This window comes from Aquabacterium sp. (genome assembly GCF_036273115.1).
Taxonomy (GTDB): Bacteria; Pseudomonadota; Gammaproteobacteria; order Burkholderiales; family Burkholderiaceae_C; genus Aquabacterium.
The window spans coordinates 1-15,327 of the sequence record NZ_DASUIN010000009.1 but is presented as its reverse complement, the minus strand read 5'-3'; the positions used below and the strand labels follow the sequence as shown (position 1 = coordinate 15,327).

12 protein-coding genes are annotated in these 15,327 nt (G+C 62.3%); 5 read left to right on the top strand and 7 right to left on the bottom strand.

All coding sequences use genetic code 11. The annotated features are described in order from the left end of the window. Positions 1 to 3: 3 nt before the first annotated feature. From VFW72_RS03690 to VFW72_RS03675, 4 genes are read right to left on the bottom strand one after another with little or no spacing between them, the layout of a single operon-like run. On the bottom strand, positions 4 to 192 hold the full coding sequence (locus VFW72_RS03690) for a DUF2892 domain-containing protein (protein WP_329672919.1): 189 nt from the start codon (positions 190 to 192) through the stop codon (positions 4 to 6). After that, complete coding sequence (locus VFW72_RS03685; protein ID WP_329672918.1) at positions 189 to 2,000, bottom strand: SulP family inorganic anion transporter; 1,812 nt, start codon at positions 1,998 to 2,000, stop codon at positions 189 to 191. The genes VFW72_RS03690 and VFW72_RS03685 overlap by 4 nt, the downstream gene beginning before the upstream one ends. Then, positions 1,997 to 2,359, bottom strand: coding sequence for a TIGR01244 family sulfur transferase (locus VFW72_RS03680; RefSeq protein ID WP_329672917.1), 363 nt, complete (start codon positions 2,357 to 2,359; stop codon positions 1,997 to 1,999). Before VFW72_RS03680 ends, VFW72_RS03685 begins: the two co-directional genes overlap by 4 nt. Before the next feature lie 37 nt (positions 2,360 to 2,396). Next, entirely contained in the window at positions 2,397 to 2,765 is a 369-nt protein-coding gene (locus VFW72_RS03675; RefSeq protein WP_329672916.1) for a metalloregulator ArsR/SmtB family transcription factor, read from the bottom strand. A 48-nt stretch (positions 2,766 to 2,813) separates the two neighbouring features. Between VFW72_RS03675 and VFW72_RS03670 the strand changes: the two genes are divergently transcribed. The 5 genes from VFW72_RS03670 to VFW72_RS03650 all read left to right on the top strand — a co-directional run bounded on the left by VFW72_RS03670 (position 2,814) and on the right by VFW72_RS03650 (position 8,227). Beyond that, complete coding sequence (locus VFW72_RS03670; RefSeq protein ID WP_329672915.1) at positions 2,814 to 3,683, top strand: MBL fold metallo-hydrolase; 870 nt, start codon at positions 2,814 to 2,816, stop codon at positions 3,681 to 3,683. Positions 3,684 to 3,693: 10 nt separating this feature from the next. Continuing rightward, positions 3,694 to 4,143 carry an OsmC family protein gene (locus tag VFW72_RS03665; RefSeq protein ID WP_329672914.1) on the top strand — a complete coding sequence of 150 codons (450 nt, stop codon included), beginning with the start codon at positions 3,694 to 3,696 and terminating at the stop codon, positions 4,141 to 4,143. A gap of 58 nt (positions 4,144 to 4,201) precedes the next feature. Continuing rightward, positions 4,202 to 4,591: a DUF2946 family protein gene (locus VFW72_RS03660; protein ID WP_329672913.1), complete on the top strand. Its 390-nt coding sequence runs from the start codon at positions 4,202 to 4,204 to the stop codon at positions 4,589 to 4,591. A 90-nt stretch (positions 4,592 to 4,681) separates the two neighbouring features. Then, on the top strand, positions 4,682 to 6,769 hold the full coding sequence (locus VFW72_RS03655; RefSeq protein WP_329672912.1) for a TonB-dependent copper receptor: 2,088 nt from the start codon (positions 4,682 to 4,684) through the stop codon (positions 6,767 to 6,769). A gap of 114 nt (positions 6,770 to 6,883) precedes the next feature. Then, positions 6,884 to 8,227: a DUF3422 domain-containing protein gene (locus VFW72_RS03650; protein WP_329672911.1), complete on the top strand. Its 1,344-nt coding sequence runs from the start codon at positions 6,884 to 6,886 to the stop codon at positions 8,225 to 8,227. A gap of 21 nt (positions 8,228 to 8,248) precedes the next feature. Here VFW72_RS03650 and VFW72_RS03645 read toward each other — a convergent pair whose 3' ends face one another. The 3 genes from VFW72_RS03645 to VFW72_RS03635 form a co-directional block, all read right to left on the bottom strand. Beyond that, positions 8,249 to 12,475 (bottom strand): translocation/assembly module TamB domain-containing protein, encoded by a 4,227-nt coding sequence (locus VFW72_RS03645; RefSeq protein WP_329672910.1) that lies wholly within the window; start codon positions 12,473 to 12,475, stop codon positions 8,249 to 8,251. Then, a complete protein-coding gene (locus VFW72_RS03640) occupies positions 12,472 to 14,424 on the bottom strand; it encodes an autotransporter assembly complex protein TamA (RefSeq protein WP_329672909.1) in 1,953 nt (650 codons plus the stop codon). The genes VFW72_RS03645 and VFW72_RS03640 overlap by 4 nt, the downstream gene beginning before the upstream one ends. Continuing rightward, on the bottom strand, positions 14,421 to 15,327 hold a 907-nt coding region (locus VFW72_RS03635), incomplete at its 5' end, for a vWA domain-containing protein (protein ID WP_329672908.1). The genes VFW72_RS03635 and VFW72_RS03640, both read right to left, overlap by 4 nt.

The following is a 15,327-nucleotide window of genomic DNA, read 5'->3' as shown; positions in this document are numbered from 1 at the left end:
GCCTTACTTGGTCTTGCAGGTCGACAGGCCGAACGGCAGGTAAGCCGGGCACCAGCCCAACGAGCCCGTAGCCAGTGGCACCACACCAATCCAACCCCAAACGCCCACGGTGCCGGTTGCTGCCAAGCCAATCAACACCAGACCCGCGGCAATGCGCGCAATGCGGTCCAAACCACCAACGTTCGCTTTCATTTTGAGTTTCCTTTCTCAGACAAACCAGACAAGGCGTCCCATGCGTGCTGCGCACTCATGAAAACGCGCCCTTCGAACGACCTGTCGAGCTGACAGGCCTTGAGCCGATCCATCACCGGCCCTTTGATCTCAGCCAAATACAAATGCTTGCCCTGCTCACGCAGGTTGTCGCTCAACTCCAGCAAGGTCTGCATCGCAGAGTGGTCAATGTGATTGACAGCGGAGAGCAGCAACACAATGTGATCGATGCCATCGCGGGCGTGCACCAACTCGCAAAATCGGGCCTCCACGCGTTGAATGTTGGTGAAGTCCAGGCTTTCGTCAACCCGCACCATCAACACCCCATCCAGTTGTTCGACATCGTGGCGTTGAACATTGCGGAAATGCGCGGTACCCGGCAGGCGCCCCACCTCGGCCATGTGCGGCTGGCTGTGGCGCCAGATCATGGCCCCTAGTGACCAGGCCATGCCTAGCAAAATGCCGGCGTCGAATCCCACCATCAGCACGCCCAGCGCCGTGGCCACGAATGCCCAGGCGTCGGCCCTGTCGTAGGCCCAAGCAGCTCGCAGGCCCTTGATGTCAACCAACCCGACCACGGCTGTGATGATGACCGCAGCCAAGGCGGCCTTGGGAAGGTAAGCAATCCAGGGCAGGAAACACCACAGCAATACGGCCAGGAACAAGGAGGTGATCACCCCAGCCAAAGGGCTACGCGCCCCAGCGGCTTCGTTCACCACCGAGCGCGACAAGCCACCTGACACCGCCATGCCACCCAAGATGGCGCTTCCCACATTGGCCAGGCCCAAACCCAACAACTCGCGGTCCGCATCCACCCGTTGGCCATGGCGCAATGCAAAAGTCTGGGCCACCGACATGCTGCTGACAAAACTGACGAGGCTGATCAACACGACGGGCATCAGCAACCCCCAAAAATCCAAGCCTGCCCCAGCGCCCTGCCCTAAGGCCTCCAAGGCGGCACCAAAGTCAAGCGACACGGCCCCCACACGGGCCACGCGGTAAGCGGGGTTCTGCACCAGCACATGGCCCAGCCAGGATGCGGCAATCAGGACAAACAAGGGCCACAAGCGGGTGGCCACTTGAACCGGGGCAGATGGCCACCGCCGCGCTCGCGCCAAGGCCTCAACCACACGGGGGCCCAACCACAGCAGCATCAGCGCAGCCAAGCCCACCCACAGGTCGCCTGTCTCAAAGACAGCATCCGCACCTGCCGCCTGGGCTGCATCGGCATGCACCGTCACGGTACGCAGCATGTCAGGCAATGTCTGCCCCAGGGTTCGCCAACCCAGGATGGGCGCCAGTTGCCCCAACAGAATCAGCACCGCCGAGGCCACCGTGAACCCCTGCACCACGGGTCGGCTCAAGAGTTGCGACAGAAAGCCCATGCGCAACCAGCCCATGCCCAGCATCAACAAGCCCGAACCCAATGCCAGCAGCGCCGACAAGGCCACGTAAGCAGTCGAACCTGGGGCAGCCAAGGGCGTCAACGCCTGGTACACCATCAAAGACGTGATGGCCGCTGGCCCCACCGACAAACTGGCGCTGCTGCCAAACACAGCATAGGCGATCAATGGCAACAAACTGGCCAGCAAGCCCGCTTGCGGCGGCAAACCGGCCAACAAGGCATAGGCCAGGCTTTGCGGCACCAGCATGATGGCCACCACCAGGCCGGCCGTCAGATCACCTGTGAACCAGTCTCTCCGCCATGCTCTCAGCCAGGGCGGCGGCAACTGCCACGGGGAGCCTGCCTGTAGCAAGACGCGCCCCGATGGACGACGCCGTTTCGTCATGCAGGCCGCCCAACGCGGCAACCCGTGGCCTGGAACAGCGCATTCGCGCGGCCACCGGCAGCACAGAAGGCCACGATGGGATGCGGCAAATCCGCGCACAGAGCGTGGTACTGCGACACCTGCTGAGGCGAAATCATCAAGCTGGCCACAGGGAAATGGACATAAGCCATGCCCGCGGCCTTGGCTGCCGCTTCAATTTGCGCACTGGTAGGCTGGCTGGGGCCGCCTTCGCCATCAGGGCGGTTGTTGATGATGCTGCGGTAGCCCTGCTGGGCCAGCAGCGCCACATCGGGCACCGAAATCTGGCCGCACACAGTGAACTCAGGGCAAAGCTGGGTGGTACGAACGCTCAAGGTCATGGCTTTCTCCAAACTCGGTTCCAGATATCGGTTTCCATCAACAGGCGCGGCCATTCATGGCCGCCCCGCAAATTCGGCTGTGCAGCACCTGCATCACCGCAGCCGCGTCTTCGCTGACCAGACGGTAGTAGATGTGCTTGCCTTCCCGGCGCGTGTCAACCAGGCCCTCCTGGCGCAACACACCCAATTGCTGCGAAAGTGTGGGCTGACGTATGCCCAGATCGCGCTCCAACTCACTGACGCAGAACTCACCCTGGGCCAGTCGACAGAGCAAGACCAGTCGATCGGTATGGGCCAACACTTTCAGCAGGGCACAGGCTTTTTGGGCCGACGCCTGCAGCGCTTCCAGATCGGGAGCCGGCAGCCCCACTCGATCGCAAGGCTCATCAAGTTCAGTCACTTTCATGTTTTTTATTATGTTGACAGATATATTGTTTGTCAATAAAGTGAAGTCATGAACTCCAGTACCCCACTCGTTCAGTCTTTCTTTGACCCAGCCACCGGTACCTACACCCACGTCGTGTACGACGAACCGGGCGGTCACGCAGCGGTCGTCGATCCAGTGCTCGACTTCGATCAAAAAAGCGGCCGCACCAGCCACCTGCACGCTGACGAAGTCATCGCGTTTGTCCGCAGCCACCAACTGCAGGTGGATTGGATTCTGGAAACACATGCGCACGCCGACCACCTCTCGGCTGCCCCCTACCTTCAGCAAACGCTGGGTGGGCGCATTGCCATCGGTGCAGCGATTGCGCGCGTGCAATCGGTGTTCAAAGGCTTGTTCCACCTGGAACCCGAATTTGCCACCGACGGTTCGCAGTTCGACCACCTGTTCAACGACGGTGAAGCCTTTGCTATTGGCCGCCTGACCGCCACCGCCTGGCACGTGCCAGGCCACACCCCAGCCGACATGGCCTTTGTGGTCGGCGATGCGGTCTTCGTGGGCGACACCCTGTTCATGCCCGACGTGGGCAGTGCTCGCTGCGACTTCCCGGGTGGCGACGCGCATCAGCTGTATCGATCCATTCAGCGCATCCTGGCCTTGCCCGACAACACGCGCTTGTACCTGTGCCATGACTACCCACCCAACGGACGCGCCCCTCAGGGCGTGTGCACCGTGACTGATCAGAAGCAGCACAACATCCATGTGCACCAAGGCATCGGCGAAGACCAGTTCGTGGCCATGCGCCAGGCACGCGATGCCACCTTGGCCATGCCCCAGCTCATCCTGCCTTCGGTACAGGTCAACATTCGCGCCGGGCATTTGCCGCCAGCCGAGTCCGACGGGCGCCACTACCTGAAGCTGCCGATCAACGTGTTTTAAGGATCCCACCATGGCCGAACAAACCATCGTCGTCACCCTGGAGCAAAAACAGGACTACCAGTTCAATGTGCAGTTCGGGGGCAGCGTGCCGCCCCTGCATACCGATGAGCCCGCCCCTCTGGGGCAAGGCACGGGTCCTTCTCCGGTTCAGATGTTGGCAGCCGCAGTGGGCAACTGCCTGTCTGACTCGCTGCTGTTTGCGCTGCGCAAGTTCAAGCAGGCGCCAGAGCCGATCCGCACAGAAGTCCAAGCCGAGGTGGGGCGCAATGCCGAGGGCCGCGTCCGCGTGCTGAACATTCACGCCAAGCTGCACTTGGGTGTTCCGGCCAGCCAACTTGAACACCTGGACCGTGTGTTAAGCCAGTTCGAAGCATTCTGTACGGTCACACAAAGTGTCGGTCAAGGCATTCCAGTTCACACCCAGGTACTCGATTCGACCGGCACCATTGTCAAGGACTGACAGTCCACTTTGATCAGGCTCAGTTCTTGAACTGAGTCAGGCGTCTAAAATTATGTGCATGTCTTCCGCCATGCATGCCCCTCGTCGCCATGTGCGGCTGACCGCCTGGATCGGCCTGCTGGCGATGTGCCTGCAACTGTGGGCATCGGGCCTGAGTCACCAGCACATGCTGGAAAAGCAATTGCGCACCGTCTTGTACGGTGCCATTTGCTCCAGCCATGGCGGCTCATCCTCCGCTCCGGATTCCCCGCTCTCGCCACACACCTCGCAAAGCCATTGCGCCATCTGCGCATTGAGCGGGGCCATGCCACTGGCCCCGTCACACAGCCTGGCCTACTTGCGGTTACCCCAGGCACGCGAATCACACTCGTTCCAACTGGCACTGGCCGAACCCCATTCGCCTGACCAACGCCATGCGCCGCCGCGTGCGCCGCCTTCCCTGAGCTGACAAGCTTCTTCTTCGTTACCCCCTGCCTTGCGGCCATCGCCTTGATGCGTGCCGCGAGGCAAGTCTTGTCTGCACTCAGAAGGTTTTCCCATGTCGACTCTGCCTCGTCAGACCGCGCTGTCGCTGTCTGTTGCCGCTGCATTTCCGTTCGCGTTCGCGCTTCAACCCACCTTGGCTTTCGGCCAGGCCCAAGACACCCTGGAGCCCGTGGTCGTGACCGCCCCCGCAATGGAAACTCCCATGCTGACCCGTGTCAACACACGGACCGCACAACAGCCCCTACCTGCCAATGATGGCGCCAGCCTGCTCAAGTCGGTGCCCGGCATGAGCGTGATCCGCAAAGGCGGCACCGATGGCGATTTGGTGTTCCGTGGCCAAGCGGGCTCTCGCGTGAATGTTCTGATTGATGGCGAGCAGATCATGGGCGGCTGCGGCATGCGCATGGACCCACCGACCGCCTACGTCTTTCCCGATGCTTACGATCGGGTCAGCCTCATCAAAGGCCCGCAAACCGTTCTGTACGGCCCTGGCAACTCCGCTGCCACCGTGTTGTTCGAACGTGTGCCAACTCGGTATGAAGCAGCTGGCACCAGCCTGAAGGCAGCATTGACCACCGCGGGATTCGGACGCACAGACGCGCAGATCGATGCCCGCGCCGGCACACCCAAAGCCTATGTGCAAGCCATTGCCACCGACGCCCGCTCGGACGATTACCGCGACGGCCACGGCACTCGCGTGCACTCGGCCTTTGCCCGCAGCAGCTTGACCGGCCTGGTGGGCTGGACACCCGACGAGGACACACGCCTGGAAGCCAGTGCCATTGAAAGCCGTGGGCATGCGGCCTATGCGGACCGCAGCATGGACGGCAGCCGCTTTGACCGCCGCAACGCGGGATTGAAATTCGAGAAGAGCCGCATCGGCACGGTGCTGCGCAAGATCGAAGCGCAGGCGTACTACAACTACATCGATCACGTCATGGACAACGACAGCCTGCGCACCCCACCGATGAACTCGGCCATGCGCATGGCCTCCAACCCCGACCGAAAGACCACAGGGGGACGCCTGGCTTTCACACTCGTTCCGGATGATCAGCACCAGGTGATCATCGGTCTTGACCGACAGGACAACCAGCACACCGTTCGAGCCAGCGGCATGGGCGGCGAGCTGGTGACGTCCTACGCCAGCAAGCCCCGAATGGAAGATGCTCGCTTTGACAACCTCGGCCTGTTCGCCGAAGTCACCCACGTGGTCAATGACGACCGACGCCTGGTGTTTGGCCTGCGCCACGACCGTTGGCACGCAAGAGACCAGCGTGCCACCCTCAGCAGCGGGATGATGAGCCTGGGGGCCAACCCCACCGTGGGCGCACAGCGCATGGAAATGTTGCCCGGCGGGTTCGCGCGCCTCGAACAGGACTTCGGAGCCGACACCCAAGTCCATCTCGGACTGGGCCACACTGAGCGCGCTCCCGACTACTGGGAACTGATCAGCAAGGAAAGCGCAAACAGCACCAGCGCCTTTGCCAGCGTGGCACCGGAACGCACCACACAGATCGATGTGGGGTTGACCCACCGCCAGGGCCCGCTGCAAGCCTTCACTTCGGCGTATTACAACCAGATCAGCGACTACGTTCTGATTCAGACCGGGGTACTCAAGCCTACCGGCATGGGCATGGCCACCCGCAGCACCACCATTGCGCGCAGCATTGATGCGCGCACCTTCGGACTGGAAGGGGGAGTGCAGTACGCGCTCACCCCCCAGTGGATGAGCCAAGCCAGCCTCGCCTATGTGAACGGCCAGAACACCACCGATGACCGAGCCCTGGGGCAAATGACGCCACTTGAGACTCGCTGGGCACTGGACTGGGACAACCGCACCTGGTCGGCAGGCGCCCTGCTGCGCCTGGTCGCGGGCCAGCACCGCTACGCGGTGGGCCAAGGCAACATCGTGGGCCAGGACCTGGGCTCGACTGCGGGCTTCGGCGTTGTGTCCGTTCACGGTGGCTACCGTTGGAGCAAAACGCTGACCTTGACCGCCGGCATCGACAACCTGTTTGACAAGGTCTATGCCGAGGCCATCAGCCGAGGGGGCGCAGCCGTATCCGGCTATGACCAGACCACGCGTGTGAACGAACCCGGTCGCCTGTGGTGGCTGAAGCTGCAACTGGCGCTGAACTGATCTCGGCTGCCCGAGACGGCATGGACTTGACGCAGGCTCAATGCTGGCAGCTGCCAATGGCAGACAATGGGGGCATTGCATTTTGCCCAGCAGCTCGCGCCTGCGTTCTTGTTCATGCCTGCCCACTCGACCACCGATCGCGATCAGATCACCCGGACCAGCGCCCTGCCGCCTGACGACAGCCTGCGGGAGTTGCTGCACAACGAAGTGCATGCACGCCCCCCGGCACGCATTCGTCTGCCTGCCCTGGTGGTGTATGTGGCGGTACTGAACGAGGGGGTGAGCCGTGAAATGGAGTGGGAGCACCTCAAGCGGCTTCCTGGCCAGGAAGGTCTGACACTGGACCAGCTCTCAGGCAATTTTCAGCGCCTGCGCTTTGCCAACCACACACTGAAGTGGGAGCGACATACTGAGTTCACGCGTTACTCGGTCGTTCAAGCCCTGCCCGAGAAGGCCCTGCAAGGTTGCAGCGACGAGGAGATGCTGCAATCACTGGTGGTGGACCCGCAATGGCTGGCCCAGATTCCAGGCAAAACCATCACGGCCATCATGCTGGCCATGGTGCATGGCGATGTGGATGACCCGAACGCCATGCGCAACATGGCAGCCCCCTGGGTAGAAGATCCGGCCATGCTCGCCTCCTTGCTGGGCATTCGGCGCTCATGCGCCATGACCGACTTCAGATTGCGCCCCAGCGGTTTCGAACGCATCGTGGTCATCTCGCCACCGAACACGTCTGAACTGCGCTCGGGTCGAACTTCACAACGTTTGCTGGAGTTGGAGACTTACCGTCTGATGGCCTTGCGCGGGCTGCCCGTGGCCAAAGAACTCGGATCCATGCTCGGGCAGGCCGAGACCCAATTGGCCGAGATCACGGCCCAGATGGAAAACACCGAGGCGTCGGATCAGGAGCTGCTCAAGCAGCTGATCGGGCTGGCAGCGCGAGTGGAGCGCGCCACCGCCATGCACATGTACCGTTTCTCGGCTACCGAGGCGTACTACAACCTGGTCGAGCAGCGCATCACGCAGTTGCGTGAAACCCCGATTCCCGGCACCCAGACCATTGGCGAATTCATGCAACGCCGGGTGGCCCCCGCCATGACCACGGTGCAAGCCACGGCACGGCGCCTGGGCTCCCTGTCACAACGGATCGAACGCGCCAGTGCCTTGCTGCGTACCCGGGTCGACATTGCCACCGAAACGCAAAACCAGATGCTGCTGGAAAAGCTGACCAAAGGCCAGGCCCTGCAACTGCGCTTGCAGACCACGGTGGAAGGCCTGTCGATCGCGGCGATCTCCTACTACGTGGTCAGCCTCATCTTGTACGTTGGCAAGGCGGGCAAGGCAGCCGGCCTGCCCATCAACCCCGAGATTCTGGCCGGCGCACTGATTCCAGTGGTCCTGCTGGGCATCTGGTGGGGCACCCAGCGCATCCACAAGATCCTGCAGGAGCACTGACCTCGGTCGGTACCTTGACGGTCAATCCCAACGCCAGGCCCAGATCAGGTCCACGGCGTTATCCACGCCGGTCTGTGCACGCAAGGTGAAGCGCTGGGCCAAGCGGTAGATCAGCTGCCAGTTGCCGCTGGTCGCGTTGAGGTTACGTTCGTAACCCAGGTACCAGTACTTCGACAGCTGCTTGCCCACGTTGACCACGGTGTCTCGCACCGTGCCATCGGACTGGTGCAGCGACAGTTCGTCAATGCCCAGGGTGCTCATCAGGTTGTCGGTGGTCGATGGCCCTTCGCCAGACAGCAAAGCCACAGCTGCGCTTTGCAGCAGGCCAATGTCGGCGCCTCCGAGGCCGCTGGGGCCTCGACCCAGAATCAACCAGGACAGCTTGTCGGTTTCAGACATGGCTGGGTCTGAGTACAGGCTGACACGTGGATCCATTGCGGTACCAGCGATCTTCACCCCCACCTTCACATCGCTGGAGGCAGCCATGGGCGACTGCCGGCGCATGGCCAGAATGTCCAGGCGTGGGTTTTCGATGGCCCCATTGAACACGATGGCGCCTCGCTCAATGTCGAGCTTCTGACCATAAGCGGCATAAGTGCCGTTCACCGCCTTGACCGTGCCTTGCAGGCTGGGCCGGTTGTTCGGGCTGGTGAACTTGAGCTTGCCAGTCAAGTCGGTGTCGAGCCCGCGCCCGCGCAGGTGAAGTTTCTCGCCCAGGTCAATGTCCACGTCGGCCAGCAATTTGCGCTTGCCTGCCGCTCCGCTACCTGAGCTGCCCTCTTCTTGCTGCGTCTGCCCTGGGCCGTTGATCACGTTGACGTCATCGCCCACCGTCGGCGCATCGGAACGGGTGAAGTCGAACAAGCCCTCGTCGACCTTGACCTTGCCTTGCAATTGAATGTCTTCCTCGCGCAATACGGCATGAGCCTGCCCGCTGATCAGGATGCGACGGTCAAGGCGCTGCAGGAGAGCAAAGCGGTCGGCCAGCACGTCCAGCGTCGCTTCTGGCGCCGTGCCCAGACTGGCTTGGCCTGTGGCGCGGACCATGCCACCCTGCTGCCCACTGCGAGCGGTCAGCTCGGTCAGCGTGGCACGATCGCCCTGCAATTCGAGTTGCAAGCGACCATCGCTGAGGTTCACCCCCATCAACGCATGCGCCAGACGCAGATCCTGCCCCTGTATCAGCCCTCGGTACTGGGGAGCCCCCACGGTGCCACTTAACTCGGCTCGACCATGCAACTGCCCCGACAAGCGCCAGCCAGCAGGCACCCAAGCCGCCCACGGGCGCAGGCTACCAATTTGCAGGTCGATGTCGCCACTCAGGGGATCGCTTGCCGACGGCAACTCAGCAGCCCGCGCCACACGAACGGTTTGCCGCCCAGACAAACGCCCCAGCACACGCCCTTCGAACAACTGGGTCAAAGTCCAAACCCCATCAGCCGCGTCCAGATTCACCGAAGCGGTATCCACCCCCAGCTTTTGCTGCGAGTTACCTTCGATGCTGGGTTCCGACAAGGTCAGGTCCCCCGATAGCTTGCGAACCTGGGCCTGCACATGCCAAGGCTGCACCGCGTTGTGGAACAGCCTGATTTCACCGCCCAGCATCAAGTCCCCGCCCCAGCCAGCCTGAGGTTGCCATTGCTTCAAGATAGCGGGCAGGTTCAGGGGCTCAAGCTGCAGCGAGGCTTTGATCTGACCAGGCCCAGCGCTGCCGTCTGACAGCCAATCCAGTTCCTTGATGCTGACGGCCGCCCCCATGACTGTGACGGCCACCGGACTGACGGTGACCTGATCCGTTTCAATTGAATGCCGCCAGACCAGATCGAAAGGTTGCGCTCGCAGCCACACCCTTCTGCTGTCTTGCGCCGATTGCCAGTTCAATGACTGCACCCGGCCGCGCCAGCCGCCGACAGTATTGCCGGCCCCCTGCAAGCCGCCTTGCAGCGACATCACGACGACCATCGGCTCCAGCAGCTTCTTGCCGGCACCTGCAGCGGCACCGGCGCCCGAACCCGCGCTGCTCACAGGTTTGCCCTGCAAACTCAAAGTAGAGCGATGATCTCGGCCTGTGCCTTGCAAGTCCCAGGTGGCCTGATCCAGTTGCAGGTGTGGCAACTTCAAACCCGCCAATTGAGCTTGCAAGTGCAAAGGTGCATCCCAGCGCAGGGTCTGCATGTCCCACGAGGCTCTGCCATCGGCCAATTCAGACAGCGACTGGCCATCGATTTGCCACTGAACCTGACGCGCCAGCAATTGCCCCTGCGTCGCCAGGCTGGGCCACTGCCCGTCGATATTGAACTCGCCCTCCACCTGGCCAGACAGCGCCTTGACGCCCCAGACCGACGCCAGATGCTGCAAAGCCTTCAATGCTGGCGCCTGGACATTCACATGCCAATGCTGCTCCCCGCGCGTTCGGGGCAAGCCATCGGCGCCCATCTGCCAGGGCAACTGGCCCTGCGCACGAACGCGATTGCCCGCAGCCAGGGCATCGAGGTCCAGTGCCGCGACCGCTTGCTTGCCAGAAGCCTGCCAGCTCAGAGAACCCTCCAAAGGCGTGCCCGCAAGCAAACTGGGGTCTAGCCGCAAATCAGCCTTGCCTCGCCAATTGGACGCCAAGTCGAGATTCAACACACCGTCGAGTCGATTGGCACCGGTCAGGGCTGCCGGCCAAGGCAGCCAGACTTGCGGATCAAACCGCTCTACCTTCAATTGCGACTGGGTTTGCCACCCCCACCGGGCACTGCCTTGCGCCGGCGGCGAGTACTGCCCTTTTCCCTTCAAGGAGGCCCGTGCGCCTTCCGCCTGCAGTGTGAGGTCATCAACCTGAACCTGCCCCTGCCGCCATTGACCACGCAAAGTCGCGGCCACGGTTTTCTCTGCCGCCGGACGACCGGACACCACCGATGGCGGGGTGTAACGCCCCGACAAATCGGCGGTGACGGACCAAAGGGCCTGCAACCAGTCCTTCGCCCCCTGGGGACGGCGATCGGGTTCAGTCTCCACCTGCCCAGACAGGACCAGAGCTGGCGCCTGTGCGTGCATGGCTCGCAGATTCACCGCTTGCAAACCGACGTTGACACGATTGGGCAGGCGCGACAAACGAAGATCCCAACTGCCGTTCACCGACAACTGGCCGTCCTGAGCCCCTACGGTGGTGGCCTGCAGTTGCAACTGACCGGCCTCCACCAGCGCCTGCAGCGAAGCAGCATGCAAGGCATCGGGCAGGCTGGCCTTTGCAATCAGCTGACGCACCGGCAGGCGTGCAGCGGTCCACTCACCCGGCAGCCCGTTGCGCAGGTCAGCACGCGCATGCAAGGCCTGCCCCTGGGTATCCCAGTCGACAGAGCCTGTCAAAGCCGAGCGGGGCAAAGTGTCCAACAAGGCGGCCAGATCAAATTGCTTCGCTTTCACATGCAAGGCTGGCAGCATCCACGGCGCCCACATCCGAAGGCGTGCTGTGCCTTGCAAGGACTGCGCTTGCTTTTGCGCCCCAACCGACACTTGTGTGTTGACGGTCAGGTCAGTCAACGGCCCGGTCGCCTGGATATCGGCCTTCACCGGCAAGGCCGGTGACGATGGCGCCGAATCGTAGGCATACACCCCCTGGGCCTGGAGTTGCAACTCGCCTTGCAAGCGCCCCAAGGTCTTCACATGGCCGTGTCCCTGCAACCGCCAAGGCCCATAGGCCACGGTGCGAATGTCGGCGCGGTGGTGCGTCTGCTTCATTTCCAGACGGCCATCCAGCTGCGTCAAGGCATACGGCCCCCACAGGCTGCTTTCGCCGCGCTGGGCTTGAACCCGCTCCACCACCACAGACAAGGGCAAGCGCAAATCGTAGGGATCGGTGGTGGGCTCTGGCATGGGGTTGGGCACCCACTTGATCTGAACCAGGCGTGCAGACAAGGCCTGGGCGTGCACGCCAAACCGCCATGCGGCGGCAGGGTCAGGGTAAATCGTGAGCCCCTTCCAGGCCGTGTCATCCAGGCTCAACAACGAACCACGCGGCAGGTCAATTTCAACGCGTTGCGCACTGAAGTCGCCCAGCAATGCCCCTTTGCCCCCCACCACCCTGATCCCAGGCAAGTGTGGCAGCAGGAACTGGGTCACGGTTTCACTGTGCAGCAGCCCCCAGATCAAAGCGGGCACCACCAGCATCAGCACGATCAACACTGCCAAAGTGCCGCGCACCAGCCATTTGAGGCCGCGCACCCACCAGTGGATTCGAGGTTGAGCCTGGGTGTCGCTCACAGGCTGATCCCCACACTGAAGTGCACACGCAGTTGCTGCACGTCACGGCCATAGGCCACATCCAGCTTCAGTGGCCCCACGGGGCTACGCCAGCGCAAGCCGGCCCCGTAGCCGAGCTTGATGTGCAGGTCAGACGGATTGGCGGCGGCGTCGCCAGCATCCACAAACACGGCCCCCCACAGGCTGGGCATCGACTTGAGCAATGGGTGCGCCACCTCTACGCTACTTGTCAGCAAGGAGCGCCCGCCCACCACAATCCCATTGCTGGGCACACCCAGAGAGCGATAGGCATAGCCGCGAACGGATTCATCCCCCCCGGCGCGGAACAGCAAGGTGTCTGGCACACTGACCGAATCACGGGCAATGACCTGCCCCCATTCGCCACGAGCCGACAGATACCAGTTCCATGGCAATGGCAGGTAACCGGTCAAGCGCGCATAGCCTCGACCAAAATAGCCCGAAGACTCCAGCGTGGAAAAGGTATGCCCCGCCGTGGCCGACACCGTGGTGGTGGTGCCCACGGTCGGCAAAATCTGGCTGTCGACGTTGCGGAAGATCCACTGCGCGGTGCCCGCCAAGGATGAGGCCTGCGACACAGTCACGCCTTCCTCTGATGTGACCTTGGCACGCTGGAACTCGAGGTAGTCGGTTCGCTCCATGCGGTCGCCTTCGCGCAATCGGCCCACCCGCAAACGTTGGCTGGTCGTCAGTGCGTTGTCATCGTCAATCTGAAACGACAGTTGCCCAGAGATCAGGCCGCGGCGACGTCCAGGCCACGGGTGCGAGGTCAAGTCCAACTGCACATTCGAATCATCTCGACCGACCTGCAACTTCGACTTGGCTTGCCAGTCGGCATCAAACGGCTGCCGGTGCAGGTGCTCCAGCGTCATGCGAGGACCGGTGTCACTCGAAATACCCACGCCCACCGATGCCTGCTGCAGCGGCATCTCATGCACCTGCACGACCACCGGCACGGCAGCCGCATTGGTCGGGTCGACCTCGGTGGTCACGAACACGTTGTCGAACAGGTTGATTTTCTGGATGCGGTCTTGCAGGTCGACGAGCTGCGCTTCCTGATAAGGCGCCCCCCGGCTGAAAGGGGCCAGATTGGTGATGGCAGAAGCGGGCTGGCGCTTCAAGCCCTCGACACGAATGTTCCCGTAGAAAAATGCGGGGCCACTGTCGGCCACCAGGAACAGGCTGGCGGTGCGCGCCTCGGCGTCGACCGTCACCGATGTACCCGACCACGATGCCACGGGGTAGCCTTCGGCGCGCAATCGCGCCAGGGTGGCGTTCTTGGCGGCGGACCACTCCGCCTGTTTGAAAACCTGCCCCTCTTGCAGACCAAAACCAGCAAGCAGCGATTCGGTCAACTCTTGGGCCCGCTTTTCACCATTGGACAAGCGTGCATCGAGTTCGCCTTCGTAAATGATCTGAACCTTGGAGACCCGCGTCTGTGGACCAGGGTCGACCTTCAAATTCACCACCATGGGCTGCCCGTCTTGCGCATCAGTGACGCGCACGGTGATCTGTGCACCGAAATACCCTTCCGCCTCCACCAGGGAGCGGGCTTGTTCGGGGGCAGACACCACCAGGCGACGCAACTCGACCAGGTTGATCTGATCGCCATCTGCCTGACCTTCGGCCTGAAACCGAGCCAGATCCAGATAGCTGCGCAACAGCTTGCGCAAGGCATCGGGTGCATCGATGTCCAGCCGCCACAAGGGTTGTGGCGCAGCCAGATCGGCCGGGTCAACTGCGCCTGCTGCACCGGCAGCAGGTGGTGGCGCCTCCACTGGCACGATCGCCGTCTGGTTTGACGCTGAAGGCGGTGCAGAGGCAGGATTGGCCGCCGACGACTGGGCCTGCGCATGAGCCCATCCGGGCGTCAGCACAGCGACACCGACGCACCATGGCGCCAGCCTCCGGCGGCGGAACCAATCGATCATTTGCTCAACAAGCGCATGGCCCCTTCCAGACCCTGAATGCTCAGCGGGAACATGCGCCCACCCAACAATTGCTGAATGATGGCAATGCTCTGGCGATACGACCACACGCCAGGCTGCTCAGGGTTGATCCACACGTGCTGCGGGAAGGCGTTGAGCAAACGTTGAATCCACTCGGCGCCCGGCTCCTCGTTGTTGTATTCGACGCTGCCATGGGCCTGCAGGATCTCGTAAGGGCTCATGGTGGCGTCGCCCACAAAGATCAACTTGTAGTCTTTGTTGTACTTGCGGATGATGTCCCAGGTGGGGATCTTCTCCGAGAAGCGCCGCATGTTGTTCTTCCACATGAAGTCGTAGACGCAGTTGTGGAAGTAGTAGAACTCAAGGTGCTTGAACTCGGACTTGGCGGCCGAGAACAACTCTTCAACGCGGTGGATGTGATCGTCCATCGACCCGCCCACATCCATCAACAGCAAGACCTTGACCGCATTGTGCCGCTCGGGCACCAGCTTGATATCAAGCATGCCTGCGTTAGCTGCAGTGCTGTGAATCGTGTCATCCAGGTCCAGCACCTCGGCCGCCCCTTGGCGAGCGAACTTGCGCAAGCGGCGCAAGGCCACCTTGATGTTGCGGGTGTCCAGCTCGATCGTGTCGTCGTAGTCCTTGAATTCGCGCTTGTCCCACACCTTGACGGCACTGCGGTGGCGCGAACGGTCTTGCCCAATGCGAATGCCCTCGGGGTTGTAGCCATAGGCGCCGAACGGCGAGGTGCCGCCGGTGCCGATCCACTTGTTGCCGCCCTCGTGCCGCTCCTTCTGCTCCTCGAAGCGCTTGCGCAGCGTGTCCATCAGCTCGTCCCAGCCCATCTTCTCGATGGCGGCCTTGTCCTCGGGCGAGAGTTCGATC

Bases quoted from the DNA above. Each gene is read 5' to 3' on its own strand.
- VFW72_RS03690 (WP_329672919.1), bottom strand. From the start codon at position 192: ATGAAAGCGAACGTTGGTGGTTTGGACCGCATTGCGCGCATTGCCGCG.
- VFW72_RS03685 (WP_329672918.1), bottom strand. From the start codon at position 2,000: ATGACGAAACGGCGTCGTCCATCGGGGCGCGTCTTGCTACAGGCAGGC.
- VFW72_RS03680 (WP_329672917.1), bottom strand. From the start codon at position 2,359: ATGACCTTGAGCGTTCGTACCACCCAGCTTTGCCCTGAGTTCACTGTG.
- VFW72_RS03675 (WP_329672916.1), bottom strand. From the start codon at position 2,765: ATGAAAGTGACTGAACTTGATGAGCCTTGCGATCGAGTGGGGCTGCCG.
- VFW72_RS03670 (WP_329672915.1), top strand. From the start codon at position 2,814: ATGAACTCCAGTACCCCACTCGTTCAGTCTTTCTTTGACCCAGCCACC.
- VFW72_RS03665 (WP_329672914.1), top strand. From the start codon at position 3,694: ATGGCCGAACAAACCATCGTCGTCACCCTGGAGCAAAAACAGGACTAC.
- VFW72_RS03660 (WP_329672913.1), top strand. From the start codon at position 4,202: ATGTCTTCCGCCATGCATGCCCCTCGTCGCCATGTGCGGCTGACCGCC.
- VFW72_RS03655 (WP_329672912.1), top strand. From the start codon at position 4,682: ATGTCGACTCTGCCTCGTCAGACCGCGCTGTCGCTGTCTGTTGCCGCT.
- VFW72_RS03650 (WP_329672911.1), top strand. From the start codon at position 6,884: ATGCCTGCCCACTCGACCACCGATCGCGATCAGATCACCCGGACCAGC.
- VFW72_RS03640 (WP_329672909.1), bottom strand. From the start codon at position 14,424: ATGATCGATTGGTTCCGCCGCCGGAGGCTGGCGCCATGGTGCGTCGGT.